Origin of the sequence: uncultured Chryseobacterium sp. (assembly GCF_913776365.1) — a bacterium.
Taxonomy (GTDB): domain Bacteria; phylum Bacteroidota; class Bacteroidia; order Flavobacteriales; family Weeksellaceae; genus Chryseobacterium.
In genome coordinates this window covers 1-14,956 of the sequence record NZ_CAJYMO010000075.1, presented here as the reverse complement: position 1 = coordinate 14,956, position 14,956 = coordinate 1, and the positions used below count along the sequence as shown (strand labels likewise).

12 protein-coding genes and 1 pseudogene are annotated in these 14,956 nt (G+C 44.5%); 10 read left to right on the top strand and 3 right to left on the bottom strand.

All coding sequences use genetic code 11. The features are described 5' to 3' along the window. The 5 genes from QZ735_RS03845 to QZ735_RS03825 all read left to right on the top strand — a co-directional run bounded on the left by QZ735_RS03845 (position 1) and on the right by QZ735_RS03825 (position 2,750). Positions 1-405, top strand: a complete 405-nt coding sequence (locus QZ735_RS03845; RefSeq protein ID WP_294244403.1) for a hypothetical protein — start codon at positions 1-3, stop codon at positions 403-405. A 76-nt stretch (positions 406-481) separates the two neighbouring features. Continuing rightward, the gene (locus QZ735_RS03840) at positions 482-859 is read left to right on the top strand and encodes a hypothetical protein (RefSeq protein ID WP_294244400.1); all 378 of its coding nucleotides are present in this window, start codon (positions 482-484) and stop codon (positions 857-859) included. Between the two features lie 28 nt (positions 860-887). Next, positions 888-1,301 carry a hypothetical protein gene (locus QZ735_RS03835; protein ID WP_294244399.1) on the top strand — a complete coding sequence of 138 codons (414 nt, stop codon included), beginning with the start codon at positions 888-890 and terminating at the stop codon, positions 1,299-1,301. A 12-nt stretch (positions 1,302-1,313) separates the two neighbouring features. Further along, the gene (locus QZ735_RS03830; protein ID WP_294244397.1) at positions 1,314-1,790 is read left to right on the top strand and encodes an SRPBCC family protein; all 477 of its coding nucleotides are present in this window, start codon (positions 1,314-1,316) and stop codon (positions 1,788-1,790) included. A gap of 66 nt (positions 1,791-1,856) precedes the next feature. Continuing rightward, positions 1,857-2,750: a TIGR01777 family oxidoreductase gene (locus tag QZ735_RS03825; RefSeq protein WP_294244396.1), complete on the top strand. Its 894-nt coding sequence runs from the start codon at positions 1,857-1,859 to the stop codon at positions 2,748-2,750. A 411-nt stretch (positions 2,751-3,161) separates the two neighbouring features. Here the strand turns inward: QZ735_RS03825 and QZ735_RS03820 are convergent, their stop codons facing one another. The 3 genes from QZ735_RS03820 to QZ735_RS03810 form a co-directional block, all read right to left on the bottom strand. Further along, complete coding sequence (locus tag QZ735_RS03820) at positions 3,162-4,088, bottom strand: alpha/beta hydrolase (RefSeq protein WP_294244394.1); 927 nt, start codon at positions 4,086-4,088, stop codon at positions 3,162-3,164. Between the two features lie 315 nt (positions 4,089-4,403). Continuing rightward, the gene (locus tag QZ735_RS03815; protein WP_294244392.1) at positions 4,404-5,288 is read right to left on the bottom strand and encodes an NmrA family NAD(P)-binding protein; all 885 of its coding nucleotides are present in this window, start codon (positions 5,286-5,288) and stop codon (positions 4,404-4,406) included. Between the two features lie 75 nt (positions 5,289-5,363). After that, positions 5,364-5,927, bottom strand: coding sequence for a Crp/Fnr family transcriptional regulator (locus QZ735_RS03810; RefSeq protein ID WP_294244390.1), 564 nt, complete (start codon positions 5,925-5,927; stop codon positions 5,364-5,366). A 529-nt stretch (positions 5,928-6,456) separates the two neighbouring features. On the opposite strand from QZ735_RS03810, the gene QZ735_RS03805 reads away from it, so the two are divergent. The 5 genes and pseudogenes from QZ735_RS03805 to QZ735_RS03785 form a co-directional block, all read left to right on the top strand. Continuing rightward, positions 6,457-7,893: an alpha-L-fucosidase gene (locus tag QZ735_RS03805; protein WP_294244389.1), complete on the top strand. Its 1,437-nt coding sequence runs from the start codon at positions 6,457-6,459 to the stop codon at positions 7,891-7,893. Then, positions 7,893-10,550 carry a glycoside hydrolase family 3 N-terminal domain-containing protein gene (locus QZ735_RS03800; RefSeq protein WP_294244388.1) on the top strand — a complete coding sequence of 886 codons (2,658 nt, stop codon included), beginning with the start codon at positions 7,893-7,895 and terminating at the stop codon, positions 10,548-10,550. Before QZ735_RS03805 ends, QZ735_RS03800 begins: the two co-directional genes overlap by 1 nt. Beyond that, the gene (locus QZ735_RS03795; RefSeq protein WP_294244387.1) at positions 10,547-11,581 is read left to right on the top strand and encodes an exo-alpha-sialidase; all 1,035 of its coding nucleotides are present in this window, start codon (positions 10,547-10,549) and stop codon (positions 11,579-11,581) included. The genes QZ735_RS03800 and QZ735_RS03795 overlap by 4 nt, the downstream gene beginning before the upstream one ends. Positions 11,582-12,095: 514 nt before the next feature. Then, on the top strand, positions 12,096-13,406 hold the full coding sequence (locus tag QZ735_RS03790) for a sorbosone dehydrogenase family protein (RefSeq protein ID WP_294244386.1): 1,311 nt from the start codon (positions 12,096-12,098) through the stop codon (positions 13,404-13,406). A gap of 718 nt (positions 13,407-14,124) precedes the next feature. Beyond that, positions 14,125-14,956, top strand: a pseudogene (locus tag QZ735_RS03785) (FAD-dependent oxidoreductase); the annotation flags it as partial.

Sequence of the window (14,956 nt, the reverse complement as noted above, 5' to 3'; positions counted from 1 at the left end):
ATGACAGCAACCATCCTAACCACCGCAACGTACAATTTTTCAGCGTACATGATTTATTTGCCGATCGTCATTACACTAACGGTCTTTGTATCACAGTTTCTTTTTCAAAATTCAAAGACATTCATGATCGATATTTTTCATCAGAAGGAAGACATCGCGATGGCCACCAATTCATTGTTCAAGATCGGATTTTATCTGCTGAATATCGGATTTGCACTCTGTATTATTGAATTCTATGAAATTCATACGCTTGAGAGCCTCGTTGTCGATATGAGCGAGAAAATCGGCAAGTTCTCCATCTATCTCGGGATTATGATGCTCCTCAATCTGCTCCTGTTCCTGAAAGGCCGTAAACACGCCATGAATAAAGAGAAAATGATAAAAAATGAAACTGCTGAGATGTAAATTCCGGATCGTATAAAACTTGCAACAGGAAACAAATCCATCCCTGTAGATAAGCTAATTTTTAAAACCTGCAGCCATGAAAACTTTTTTAAAGATCGATTATTATTTACAGCTCACCGTATTTCTTGCCTATATCTTATTTGGAATAACCTACGGATTTTTTAAAGATAAATTATTTACCGTATGGATTGCCTTTTATTTTGTTGTAGGCGGATTTCAGCTGGCAAGTTACATCATCAGGATCTTTGTAGGCTCCTGGAATGACCTTTTTATCAGATTTTACGGCTTTATGATTGTACCGATCTGGATCGTATTGCTTTTTGACAGATTGGGGATCACTATCGATATGCTTTCTTTTATTCCTGCCTATGTTTTGCTGACCAGCCCTTTTTTATCAATTACTTACCTGTTATATTGCAGGGAGAAATTTAAATATTATACAGTACAGCTTTAAAAATTTTCACACTTAAAATAGCAGAGCCATGAAAACTCTTTTAACATATGACCTGAGAATCCAGCAGACCCTGATCCTGCTTTTTATTGCCTCCATATTAACAGCACTTCTGCTGAAGCAGGAATATATGATGGTGGTACTTATTGTTGAATTTTTCCTGATCGCATTCTTTCAGTATGTTCTGAACACGATAAAATTCTGTAATGTCCGCTACATAAAAACAGCCTCAAGAAAGATTTACATTGTTGCATCGACCTATGTTGTCATCGGTTTTTTGATTTGGATGCTGATGTGCATGTTATCGCTGCCACCACTGGATTTGGGTGAGACCATCGGAAATATTTTTGGATATACGGTAATTTCCTGGACGGTGCTTTCCCCGGTTCTCATACTGCAGTCGTTATTGATAAGCTTCTCCGATAACAAAGACGCAAAAAAATAGAATACTTAAGAAATGTCTAAAATCCATTTGGAAACGCCAATCCACGCCGACATCCATAAAGTTTTTGATCTGGCCCGGGACATCGGCTTTCATCAGAAATCAACTTTCCGGACAGGTGAAAAAACCGTTGCCGGAAGAACATCAGGGCTGATTGAAAAAGACGAAACCGTTACCTGGAAAGCCCGGCATTTGGGTATTGTGCAGACTTTAACCACAACAAAAATCATAACCATGCAGAAACCTGATCATTTCACCGATGTCATGCTGCAAGGTGCTTTCAGATCTATGAAACACCAGCATCTTTTCAGGCAGGAAGGCAAAAATACCAGCATGACCGATATTTTTGAGTTTGAATCTCCATTTGGGATCATCGGCAAAATTTTCAATACCCTGTTCCTCAGGAATTACATGAAAAAATTCCTCCTGGAAAGAAACCGGCTTATCAAAAGTACTGCAAAATCAGAGGGTCGCCGCCTGAGGTCTGACTAATCCAGGCTAGACTGCTGTGAACTTTCATTTTTAAAACCTGAAACTTACACTTTTAAACCCTTTCCTATGAAAATCATTATCGCCGCCGGAACCGGCTTCCTTGGAAAAAACCTCGAACAATACTTTACTGCCAAAGGCCATCAGGTCTATATCCTGACGCGGAATCCAAAGCGCAGAAGCGAATTTTACTGGGATGCCAACACTTTGGGCGAATGGAAGAACCTGCTTGAAAATGCCGATGTGTTGATCAACCTAGCCGGAAAATCTGTCGATTGCCGGTATATGCCAAAAAACAGGCAGGAAATCCATGATTCCCGGATTAACAGTACAAAAGTCCTTCAGCAGGCCGTTGACCAATGCAGGTCTAAACTGAAAGTCTGGATGAATGCGAGTTCGGCTACCATCTATATCCATTCCGAGACCCATCTGAATACCGAAGAAAACGGAATTATCGGCGACGATTTTTCCATGAACATCTGCAAGAGCTGGGAGCAGGAATTTTTTAAAACAACAACCGAAGAGGTAAGGAAAGTGGCTTTACGGACTTCCATTGTGTTGGGGAACAACGGTGGTGCTTTCCCCAAACTGAAAACCCTTACAAAATTCGGGCTGGGTGGAAATCAGGGCCGGGGAAACCAAAAGGTGAGCTGGATCCACATTCATGATTTCTGCAAAGCGGTGGAATATGTAATAGATCATCACAATTTATTAGGTCCGGTTAATGTAACCGCTCCAAATCCGCTCTCCAATGAAAAATTCATGGCAGCATTGAGGCGGGAAATGAACATTCCGTTCGGTCTGAACGCTCCGGCCTGGCAGCTGGAAATCGCTTCGGTAGTTGTAAGGACTGAAACGGAGCTTCTCCTGAAGAGCCGGAATGTCTATCCGGATAAATTACTGAAAAACGGTTTTGAATTTACTTATCCCAAACTTGCAACCGCACTAAAAGATCTGGTTTGATTTAATTATTTTAGACGTATTGAAGTTTGCAATCTTACCGCCCGGAACGATGTCATATTGAAAATAAATTAAGGTAAGAACCTCTAAATAAGAATGTATGAATAGATCTGGAACCTTTTAACGCAAACTATGTTATCAAGGATAAAATTAACGCAAAGCTTGATGAAGGTTCTGCATATTTTAAAGGAGCAAAGTAAAGCGGCAAAGCCGCTGATGAAGCGTCTGCATCTAGCGTACGCTTCATCAGATCAGCCTGCTGATTTTTCTTTGCTCCTTTAGTTTTTGCATAAGGAAAAAGTAAACTTTGCGTTAAAAAAGTCACTCAAAAAATAAGAAGCGAAAAAGTATTCTGAAAATTTTGTATCCTTTTTCCTTTTTAAACCAATGAATGATTTAATCTGAAAAACATGTTCAGATCTTTTCCGGATTCCATTTTTTCAGGTAGCCAAAAACAGCTTTCAGTACAGCTTCCGGATTTTCTTCAAACATATAGTGACCGGTATCCGCCAGATGAACCAGCTCATACTGCTCGGCAGCGAAAGGAAGCGCGTACTGATAAAACCCATAGGATACATTGCTGGCAATTCCCAGTACAGGCACCGTTAATTTCTGATACCTTTTACCATCCTCAATATCCTGATGAAACGCCTGATACCAGGCATTAGATGCCCGGATGCGCTCGGGCTGATTGTAAACCGAGGCATACACTTCTTTCTCAAAATCTGAAATTTTACGGTCGTCTGTCATTACGTACTGAAAAAGCCAGTCCAGGAGATGACGGAAGCGGCCTTCCAGCAATTTTTCGGGAAGGCCCTTAATTTGGTTGAATCCCATCCACCAGGTGTAAGGCTGCTCGGGATTGATTTTCTCGCCGAAAGTGCCCGGAGCAGGAATCAGCGGCATCTGCAGCATGCCTTCGCTGGGATGAAGCCCGTCGGCAAGGATCAGCCCGCTTACCGATTCCGGGAAGTTGTACGCCAGGCTCATTGCTACCATTCCGCCGATATCGTGGCCTAATACCACAGCTTTCTTCAAACCGAGCTGTAAAATCAAGTCATGGATATCTGTAGCCATTGTCTTTTTATCATATCCGGATAAAGGTGTTGCGGAACTGCCCATTCCCCGGATATCGACTACGATCACCCGGAAGTGTTCAGCAAGCGGCAAAGCAATATTCCGGTAAGAATACCAGGTTTGCGGCCATCCGGGCAGACAGATAATCGGAATACCGCTTCCTCCGTCTGCATAATGCAGGGAAGTTCCGTTTACGTCAATGCTATGGTTCGTAAATCCGTTCCAGTTTTGGATCAGAGATTCGTCAGTATATCGGTTTTCCATAAGATTTTTTTATCGATAGGTCAGGTAGGTTAAAACAAATCAGGGTAGATTATTTGTAAGAGAATTCATTAACTTTCAGATGCAAAGGGTGATTATTATTCCGGCTATTTTAAAGGGAAAAAAGCAGAGCGGCAAAGCCGCTAATGATGCGAACGGATCATGTTAAAGCTTCGTCAGATCAGCTTGCTGATCCATTCTTTGCTTCCTTTCATTAGGCATCAGGCATAGCAACTTTGCGTTAAAAAATAGCTAAGCAGAACCTTAAATTCAGACGCTCTTATATTTCCTGGACAGTTTCCGGATGAAATAAATGGATTATTGTAAAGCTTCCCCAGCGGTCTGCCAGGAAAGATCCGGATACCGATTATTATCCAGCTCATGATGATGGGCGACAAACATGCTGTAGAGATACTGCATCTGCTGCCAGGCCGGATATAACTCATGTTCCCCTTCAGGATGCGCTTTTCTCACCTTTTCAATTGTTTCTTTAAACTGATCCAGCGTTCCGTTATGCTCCAGCCGGAAAGGTGTACCGAATACTTTTCCGCTCAACGCTACAAAATCTTCAGGGCTGGCCCGGAATCCGGCAATACGCAGGAATCTCGGGGCTGAATCATCCAGCGCAGCGGCTGCGGTAAAAGCAGCAGTATCTTCAAGAGAAGTAAAGTCGATCTTCCAGTCGGCTTTGCCTTCGTAATAAGCAATGCTTTGGTCTCTTTGGTTTAGAAGCGGAATCCCGAAACGCAAAACATAGGAAAAAGCCCCGTTGAAAACAGACGTTAATCTGATGGGACGGCTTTCTGCTATTTCGCTGAATGTTTTTCGCAGATCGAAATTGCGGTTGCAGCCTTCCGGAAGTTGGGTATAGTCGGTACAGAAATCGGAAGGGATGAACCGGGGAACACCGGCGTCTACGGCGGCATCCAGCAGCTGAGACTGTGCTTCCACGATCACTTCATGCAGTCCCGCCAGTGCGGATACCACGCAGGATACCCCGGAACAGGCTGTGGCAAGTTGGGAAGCGTCATTATAATCTGCACTAAAGGTTTCGATGCCTGCATCCCGCAATGCTTGTATTTTCTCCGGACTGCTTCCGGAACGGATCAGGGCTCTTACATTGGCACCTCCTGACAGCAGTTCCTGGCAGATTTTTTCGCCAAGGCTTCCGGTAGCTCCGGCAACCAAAATGATAATTTTCATAATTCTAATGATGTTTGATCATCAAAACTATGAATTATCGTCCCGCCTGAAACTACCATTTGGTAGATTTTTAGATCAGCGGATATTTTTACGGATCCGGCTGAGGGCATTGGGTGTAATACCCAGATAAGAAGCCAGCTGTTTTACCGAGACGCGCTGCATAAAGTCCGGCTGCTGCAAAAATTCAAGATAGCGTTCTTCCACGGTCAGGGTCTGGAAACGGATAATCTCATCAATCATCCGCATGGCCATGGATTCCCAGGTTTTCCTCCCAAATTCCTGCCAGGCCGGCAGCTGGCGGTACAGCATTTCCATGTCTTTTCTTTCGATGTAATACAATTCGGATTCTTCAACAGCTTCTATATTGAAACGGGTAGGCTGCCGGGGCCTGAAACTGGAAATTTCCGTGAAGAATTCTCCGGGCAGTACAATCCAGGCCGTCAGTTCCCGGTCATCCCCGTAAATGAAACGCAGTGCGCCGCTTTTGAGGAAATAATACCGGTCTGCAATCTGTCCGCGTTTCAGCAACAGCTGTTTTTTTTGGAGTGTTTTCGGGTGGAATCTGGAGATAACAAGAGGCAGATCATCTTCATGAAGCTGGTCTGCTCCTGTTTTAATGAAATGAATGAGTTCCTGCATAAATGTACGGTCTGTTAGTGAATACCTTCCGGACAAATGTATTGTAAAATTTTGAATTATAACAGCAGATAAGATTTCCCGCAGGTGGTAAAGCTACGCTATCAGGATTAATAATGGTATGGTAGAAAAAATCTGCTGCGGATTACACAGGTTTTCAAATAGAACAGTGCGGCTTCGAGTGCGCCTGCCGTTGATAGTTATTGATGATTAAAAAAAGATGTGAAATTTAAACGTAAGGTTGGTCCATACTGAAGAGATCCGGATATCGTCTCACCCGTAAGCGTGGAAGATTTTTATCCGCATTCAGAATTCTACGAGATTGAATGTTTAAATTGTTCAATAATAGCAGTGGTAATCCATTGCACCTCAGTAAAAGCCTTATTTTTCTGATGTATTCTGAACTATTTTCAAAGCCGCAGTCTGCATTTCATGGCAAATTCCTGACAGGCTGAAATGATGTAAAAAGGTACCGGAAAAATCTTTTGCGGATTCCTCAGCGGATGATTAAATTAGCCAAAACTAAATTTTCATGGTAGGAGCATCAAAAACCATCCTGTTATCATCATTTTTACTTTCAGCCACCTGCTTTTCCCAGGCCCACAACGTCTCCGAAGGGTATCAGAAACCTGCCGATCCCCTGGTCGCTCAGAATCTTGAAAACTGGCAGGATCTGAAATTCGGGCTTTTTATGCACTGGGGAACGTACAGCCAGTGGGGAATTGTGGAAAGCTGGAGCCTTTGCCCGGAAGATGAATCCTGGACCCAGCGCAAGCCGGAACATGGCAAATCCTATTACGAGTATGTAAAAAACTACGAAAACCTCCAGACAACGTTTAACCCTACCCAATTCAATCCGCAGAAATGGGCAGATGCTGCAAAGAAAGCGGGAATGAAATATGTGGTGTTTACCACCAAACACCATGACGGTTTTGCCATGTTCGATACCCAACAGTCTGATTATAAAATTACTTCTTCTCAAACACCTTTTTCCAAAAACCCGAAGGCGGATGTAACGAAGGAAATATTCAATACCTTCAGAAACGAAGGATTTAAAATCGGGGCCTATTTTTCCAAACCGGACTGGCATTCCGACGACTATTGGTGGTCCTACTTCCCGCCGAAAGACCGGAATGTGAATTACGATCCTAAAAAATATCCCAAAAAATGGGAAAGCTTCAAAAAATTCACTTTCAACCAGCTTAATGAAATCACTTCCAGGTACGGAAAAATCGACATCCTTTGGCTGGACGGAGGCTGGGTGCGTCCCTTCAACACCATCGATCCGAAAGTAGAGTGGCAGCGGACCATTAAAGTAGAACAGGACATCGATATGGATAAGATCGGAACCATGGCGCGGAAAAATCAGCCCGGAATCATTGTGGTAGACCGTACTGTTCCCGGGAAATGGGAAAATTATGTAACGCCGGAGCAGGCCGTGCCGGAAAAAGCACTGGATATTCCGTGGGAAAGCTGCATTACGATGGGTGATTCGTTTTCCTATGTGCCGAACGACAACTACAAATCCTCCCGGAAAATCATTGAAACCCTGGTGAAAATCATTTCCAGGGGCGGAAATTACCTGATGAACATCGCTCCCGGTCCCAATGGGGATTACGATGCTGTGGTGTATGAAAGATTAAAGGAAATTTCCGGATGGATGGATAAAAACCAGTCGGCTGTTTTTGCAACGCGCAGCATCGCTCCTTATCATGACGGAAACTTTTACTATACAAAAAGTAAAGACGGAAAAACGGTGAATGTTTTCCACCTGGATGAACAAACGGAATATAAATCTCCTTCAACCTTACACTTCACCATTCCTGAAAATTATCAGCCGAAATCATTGAAAGTATTGGGCCTGCCGGGCAAAATTCAGTGGAAGAAAACAGGGAATTCCATTGATGTCCAGTTACCGGAACAGAGAGCCGGATTAAAATACGCAACCGTTATCCAACTTACGCAATAATGAAGTACAATGCTATTGTCATCGGAATCTCATTGTTAGGTTCCGTTTTTATATCCGCTCAGAAACCGTTATATAAAGATCCGAAACAGCCGGTAGAAGTACGGGTGCAGGATCTTTTGAAAAGGATGACACCCGAAGAGAAGTTCTGGCAGTGTTTCATGATTCCCGGCGATCTCGATAATGTTCCGAAAGGCCAGTATGCCCATGGGATTTTCGGGCTTCAGGTAAGTGCCGGAAACCAGGGTGGCGGTGCTGCCGGGCAGATGCTCACGTACAATGCGAATGAGGATGCGGAAAAGCTGACCAAAAAAATCAATGCCATCCAGAAATATTTTGTCGAAGAATCAAGGTTGGGAATCCCTATTATTCCTTTTGACGAAGCGCTGCACGGACTGGTGCGGGAAGGAGCAACGGCTTTCCCGCAGGCCATCGGCCTTGCCGCGACGTTTAATCCTGAATTGATGAAGCAGGTTTCAACAGCCATTGCCAGAGAATCAAAATTGAGAGGGATCCGGCAGATTTTAACCCCGGTGGTGAATCTGGCGAGCGATGTCCGGTGGGGAAGAACCGAGGAAACGTATGGCGAAGATCCTTTCCTGACTTCAGTTATGGGCGTTAGTTTCGTCAGCTCCTTTGAGAATATGGGAATCATCACCACGCCGAAACACTTTTTGGCAAACGTCGGCGAAGGCGGCCGCGATTCTTATCCGATCCACTGGAGCAGAAGATACCTGGAGGAAACGCACCTGGTTCCTTTTGAAAAAGCCTTTCATCAGGGGAAAAGCCGTTCGGTAATGACTTCTTACAATCTGCTGGACGGCAGGCCTTCGACAGCCAACCATTGGCTGCTGACGGAAAAATTAAAAAAAGACTGGAATTTTAAAGGCTTCGTGATCAGCGATGCCAGTGCCGTCGGCGGAGCCAATGTACTGCATTTTACGGCAAAGGATTACGATGATGCCTCTGCACAGGCCATCAACGCCGGGCTGGATGTCATTTTCCAGACCGAGTACAAGCATTACCAGCTTTTCATCCCGCCTTTCCTGGACGGACGGATTTCAAAAGAAAGAATCGACGATGCGGTGGCCAGGGTACTGAGGGCAAAATTTGAACTCGGACTTTTTGAAAACCCGTACGTTTCCGAAAAGGACATTGAAGCTTTAAAGAAAATCAACCACAAGCCCCTGGCGGAAAAAGCAGCCGTCGAATCTTTTGTCCTGCTTCAGAATGAGAATCAGACGCTTCCTGTTCCGGAAAATGTGAAAAAGATACTGGTAGTGGGAACCGATGCAACCGATACAAGGCTGGGCGGTTACTCAGGTCCGGGAAACAAAAAAGTAAGCATTGTTGAAGGGATCAAAAATTTTGTAAAAAATAAGAATATTGAGATCACCTATTCAAAAGGGATTGACTGGAACCTGAAGCAGTTTGTGACAGTTCCTGCTGAATTTTTATCTTCCGGAAATCAGAAAGGGCTGAAAGGAAGTTATTTTGCTAATCCGGATGCAAAAGGAACTCCCGCTTTTGAAAGACAGGATGAGCAGCTGAATTTCAAGTGGACTTTATACTCGCCAAATCCTGAAAAGCTGCAGCCTGACAATTACAGTGTCCGGTGGACCGGAAAATTACAGGCACCGCAATCCGGAAAATACCAGTTAGGTCTTCGCGGAAACGACGGGTTCAGGCTTTATCTCAACGGAAAATTGATGATCGACAATTGGGAAAAGCTAAGTTATTCCACCAAAACCGTAGATCTCGATTTTGTTAAAGGTCAGAAATATGATATCGCCGTGGAATTCCATGAAAACAGGGGAGAAGCCAACATCGAGCTGATCTGGAATTACGGACTGAACGATTACCGGAAAGATTATAACGATGCCTTAAAAAGGGCGCAGGAAGCAGATTACATCATCGTAACCGCCGGAATTCACGAAGGTGAGTTTCAGGACCGGTCGTCTTTAAGCCTTCCGGGAAACCAGGAACCATTCATTCATGAAGTTTCTACATTAAACAAACCGGTTGCCGTAGTTTTGGTAGGTGGCTCTGCTATAAAAACAACGGATTGGAAAGATAAGGTCGGAGCCATTCTCGATGTCTGGTATCCGGGAGAAGAGGGAGGAAATGCCGTAGCGAAAGTGTTGTTCGGAGCAGAAAACCCGTCCGGAAAATTACCGGTTACTTTTCCTGTAGAAGAGGGGCAGCTGCCTCTTAGCTACAATCACCATCCCACCGGGAGAGGAAACGATTATCATGACCTGAGCGGCGAACCGTTATATCCGTTCGGATTCGGGTTAAGCTATACCACTTTTGAAATTTCCGGGCTCGAATTAAATCAGGCAGTTTATTCCGCTAACGATACGATCATTGCTAAAGTTAACATAAAAAATACGAGCTCAAAAGCGGGAAGTGAAGTGGTACAGATGTATGTTAAAGATCTGCTGGCTTCGGTTTCAAGACCCATTATTGAACTGAAAGGTTTCCAGAAAGTTTATTTAGAACCAGGAGAATCAAAGCAGATTACCATAGAAGTTCCGGTGAAAGAATTAAAATTTCTGGACGAAAAAATGAACTGGACGGTTGAAAAAGGTGAGTACCGCATCATGGTGGGAAATTCATCCAAAAACCTGCCGCTGAAACAGAATATCAACATCAGATGAAAAATTTCTATTATACTGTTCTGCTGCTCATTCTGTTTTCCTGTGGATCTTATCAGCCTGTCCTGGTTTCCAAAGAATACCTGTTTGCGGGTCATTCGGCCGGATTCCGCCAGTGCCACGCCTCTACCTTGACGGAAACCCGGGACGGAAGGCTGCTTTGTGCCTGGTTCGGAGGCGATCATGAAGGGGATGCTTCCGTAAAAATCTGGATGTCCGAACTGGACAGGAAAACCTGGTCGCTGCCAAAAGCTGTGGCAGACGGCAGGTTACCGGACGGAACTGTGCTTCCCGCCTGGAATCCGGTGCTGTACACAATCCCGGAATCAGATTCGGTATTTCTGTTTTACAAGGCCGGTGCCAACCCCAGGACGTGGGAAGGATGGTACAAAACCTCCGCGGATCAGGGGAAACACTGGTCGGAAGCCGGAAGAATCGGTAAAGGGCTGATCGGTCCTGTGAAGAACCGTCCATTGTTGCTTGCAGACGGAAATCTTATTTCGCCTTCAAGCAGGGAGTTTACGGAAAAAGACTGGAAGGTTCATCTGGAACGGAGTAAAGACCATGGAAAATCATGGGAAATTATCCCGATAAACCATGAGCAGAAAGAAGTACAGGTCATTCAGCCCAGCATCATTGAACACCGGAACGGGATGTTACAATTATTAGCCAGAAGCCGGCAGAACAGAGTGTTGACAGCATTTTCCCATAACGGAGGGAACGCCTGGACGCCCTGGGAAGAAACCAATCTCGCCAATCCCAATTCCGGGACGGACGCCATCCGGCTTAAGAATAATCTTCTGCTGATCGTTTACAATCCTGAAACCAGCGGGCAAAACTGGTGGGAAGGCAGGACAAAGCTGCATGTAGCCCTTTCCGGAGACGGGAAGACCTGGAAAGATGTCCTGGTGCTGGAAAACGGACAAAAAGGAGACGAATATTCTTACCCGACCGTTCTGCAGGCTTCCGATGGAAAGATCCATATTTCATATACCTGGAATAGGAGCCGGATTGTGCATGCCGTTCTTAAATAGGTTCTGATGAATTCCTGGGAAACTTCCCATTTAAAAACAGAAACAAGGTAATCTAAACCTGCTAACAATCAAAGGGTATCCCTTGAAAACGTGGTACTATAGTTGCATTTACTCTCACAGGAAATATGCAAATCTCAGCGATACCGCAGTAAGAATTTTTTCACTGGTATTATATCAGAACAGAAATATAAAGCATAAGAATACGCTATACAATATAGTAAGTTGTTGAGTGTGAGTGAGGCTGTCTGAGGACAGCCTTTTTCTATCAGAAAGGTATCCTTCCGCTACTTTTACTTTCCTGATGGATTCTCTCCTTTCTGATGGAAAATTTTCACTTACCGTTCGTCAGTAAACCTGTATTGCTGCTGAAAACGGGATGTGTCATTACGGTAAGTACAGCAGTAAAATACGGTCAGAGGCTAAAGGAACGGTTTTTGTAACGATTGACAGGAAAAATGACAGAATCAGAATCTGTACCTGTTATCTGCACACCGAAATAAGCAACCCAAAAAATATGAAGAAATACATCCTACCTTCCCTGCTTGCCCTGTTGGCAAGCTGTAAAGAAAAAAAGGCCGATCCTTCCCAGAAAGGCGAAGTAGCCACCCAGACCGATACCCTTAAGCTTCCGGCTCCCGATGAAAAAAATTCCAAAAATAAATTCAGCAATGTCATCGGATGGCCGGCCGGAAAAGCACCTGCCGCACCTGAAGGATTTACGGTAACCCGGTTTGCGGAAAAAATCAAGAGCCCGCGCAATATGATCCAGGGACCTAACGGCGATATTTTTGTAGTTCTTTCCAATTCCGAACGTTCGGCAACAGAAAAAGTAAAGAACGACATCAGCGGGAAAAGCGATGCGGAAGTCGGCGGCAAATCGGCCAACAGGATCCTCGTTTACCGCGATGCTAATAAAGACGGGATTCCGGAATCTTCTTCCGTGTTTCTTGAAAACCTCAACCAGCCGTACGGAATGCTGATCATTAAAGATAAATTCTATGTTGCCAATACCGACGGGGTCTGGATGTATCCCTATACAACCGGGGAAATGAAAATCACCCAGCCGGGTAAAAAGATCCTGAGCCTTCCCGCCGGCGGCTACAACAACCACTGGACCCGGAACCTGATTGCGACTAAAGACCAGTCGAAAATCTACATTTCCGTCGGTTCCGGAAGCAATGTAGGGGAAAACGGAATGGAAAACGAGGTGAAAAGAGCCAATATCCTGGAGATTAACCCTGACGGCAGCGGAGAGAAAATTTATGCCGCCGGGCTGAGAAACCCTGTGGGAATGAGCTGGAATCCTTCTACCGGTGAACTCTGGACGGTAGTAAACGAAAGGGATGAGCTGGGAGACGAGCTGGTACCGGATTATCTTACCAGTGTGAAGAAAGACCAGTTCTATGGCTGGCCGTATGCTTATTTCGGAAACCATGAGGACCCGCGCAGAAAAGGGGAAAAGCCGGACCTGGTGGCCAAAACAATCGTGCCTGATGTTCCGCTCGGGTCACATACCGCATCCCTAGGTCTCGATTTTTACAGAGCCAGCCAATTCCCGGAAAAATACAGGAACGGGGCCTTCATAGGACAGCACGGTTCATGGAACCGCTCTTCACTGGCAGGTTACCAGGTGGCATTTGTTCCGTTTGCAAACGGCAAGGCTTCCGGCAGCTATGAACCTTTCCTTACCGGATTTATTGCTGATAAAGAAAAAGGAGACGTATACGGCCGGCCGGTAGGCGTTTTACAGACGAACGACGGAGCACTGCTGGTGGCAGATGATGTCAGCGGTATTGTCTGGAGAGTAGCGTATACCAAAAAATAAATGAGATCACTCTGACAGAGCCTGGATTTTATCCCGGCTCATCAGGAAATTACAAAGAAGAGCAGTTTTCAAAGCTGCTCTTCTTCTGTTCACTACAATGAGATCCGGGATCAGCACCAAATAACGGGAATTCGAAACGATCAATCTGATTTCAAATTAAAGATTCATAAGCAGGGTTATCCTGAAAAGAGATAATATGATGAATTTCTGATAGAGGATGTCTGAGCGTTATTTTACCAAATAAATTTTATGCATCCGGCCTTCTTCTTCCAGTCTCTTAGCCCGGCTATTCCTTTAGATTTACGTTAAATGAGTGCATCGATCAATAGGGTCGGGCTTTAGCCCGACTTCATTATAGCGTCATACATCCGGCTTCAGCCAAAAACTATCCGCATTTGGCTAAAGTCCTCTCATCAGGCATGCTGTAATAAATGGGCTGAAATCAATTGTATTGGCCATATACTTTATTCTATATCGAACTCAGGTTAAATATTGGGAGAAACCACATCGGGGAACTTCTGGCTTCCTTTTTTCAGCCTTTTAATCTGGTTACTACTTCGGGTTGGCGCTGAAATTTATACAATCAACAAAAGTTTATTTTCAGAATAATTCAATAATGATCTTGATTCCCGGTGTCGGCAAAGGTTCAGCGATATAAGAGCCGGAGTGTAGAATATCCGATATTTTTTCCTTAAATTCGCATAAAAATTTTATACTAATGAACTACGATATTATTGTCATCGGAAGTGGTCCCGGAGGATATGTTACTGCCATCAGAGCGGCACAGCTGGGTTTCAAAACAGCCATCATTGAAAAAGAAAGCTTAGGCGGGATCTGCCTGAACTGGGGATGTATTCCTACGAAAGCTTTGCTGAAGTCTGCCCAGGTGTTCCATTACATCAACCATGCTGAAGATTACGGACTGAATAAAGTAGAAGGAAGCTTTGAATTCCCGAATGTTATTCAGAGAAGCCGTGGCGTAGCGAACAAAATGAGCAAAGGGATTGAATTCCTGATGAAAAAAAAATAAAATCGATGTCATTCTGGGAACAGCGAAAGTTCAGAAGGGCAAAAAAGTTTCTGTAACCGATCAGGAAGGTAAAGTAACGGAATATACCGGTACCCATATCATCATCGCTACGGGAGCCCGTTCCAGAGAATTACCGAACCTGCCTCAGGACGGTAAAAAAGTAATCGGATACCGACAGGCATTGTCTTTACCTGAACAACCGAAATCTATGATCGTAGTAGGTTCCGGAGCTATCGGAGTTGAGTTTGCCGATTTCTATAACACGATGGGGACTAAAGTAACTGTGGTTGAATTCATGCCGAACATCGTTCCTGTGGAAGATGAGGAAATCTCTAAACATTTAGAGAAGTCCCTTAAAAAGACCGGAATCGAGATCATGACCAATGCATCCGTTGAAAGTGTGGATACAAGCGGAGAAGGAGTGAAAGCGACTGTGAAAACAGCTAAAGGCAACATCACTCTGGAAGCGGATATCTTATTGTCTGCGGTAGGAATTGCTGCGAACATCGAGAATATCGGC

Bases quoted from the DNA above. Each gene is read 5' to 3' on its own strand.
- QZ735_RS03845 (WP_294244403.1), top strand. From the start codon at position 1: ATGACAGCAACCATCCTAACCACCGCAACGTACAATTTTTCAGCGTAC.
- QZ735_RS03840 (WP_294244400.1), top strand. From the start codon at position 482: ATGAAAACTTTTTTAAAGATCGATTATTATTTACAGCTCACCGTATTT.
- QZ735_RS03835 (WP_294244399.1), top strand. From the start codon at position 888: ATGAAAACTCTTTTAACATATGACCTGAGAATCCAGCAGACCCTGATC.
- QZ735_RS03830 (WP_294244397.1), top strand. From the start codon at position 1,314: ATGTCTAAAATCCATTTGGAAACGCCAATCCACGCCGACATCCATAAA.
- QZ735_RS03825 (WP_294244396.1), top strand. From the start codon at position 1,857: ATGAAAATCATTATCGCCGCCGGAACCGGCTTCCTTGGAAAAAACCTC.
- QZ735_RS03820 (WP_294244394.1), bottom strand. From the start codon at position 4,088: ATGGAAAACCGATATACTGACGAATCTCTGATCCAAAACTGGAACGGA.
- QZ735_RS03815 (WP_294244392.1), bottom strand. From the start codon at position 5,288: ATGAAAATTATCATTTTGGTTGCCGGAGCTACCGGAAGCCTTGGCGAA.
- QZ735_RS03810 (WP_294244390.1), bottom strand. From the start codon at position 5,927: ATGCAGGAACTCATTCATTTCATTAAAACAGGAGCAGACCAGCTTCAT.
- QZ735_RS03805 (WP_294244389.1), top strand. From the start codon at position 6,457: ATGGTAGGAGCATCAAAAACCATCCTGTTATCATCATTTTTACTTTCA.
- QZ735_RS03800 (WP_294244388.1), top strand. From the start codon at position 7,893: ATGAAGTACAATGCTATTGTCATCGGAATCTCATTGTTAGGTTCCGTT.
- QZ735_RS03795 (WP_294244387.1), top strand. From the start codon at position 10,547: ATGAAAAATTTCTATTATACTGTTCTGCTGCTCATTCTGTTTTCCTGT.
- QZ735_RS03790 (WP_294244386.1), top strand. From the start codon at position 12,096: ATGAAGAAATACATCCTACCTTCCCTGCTTGCCCTGTTGGCAAGCTGT.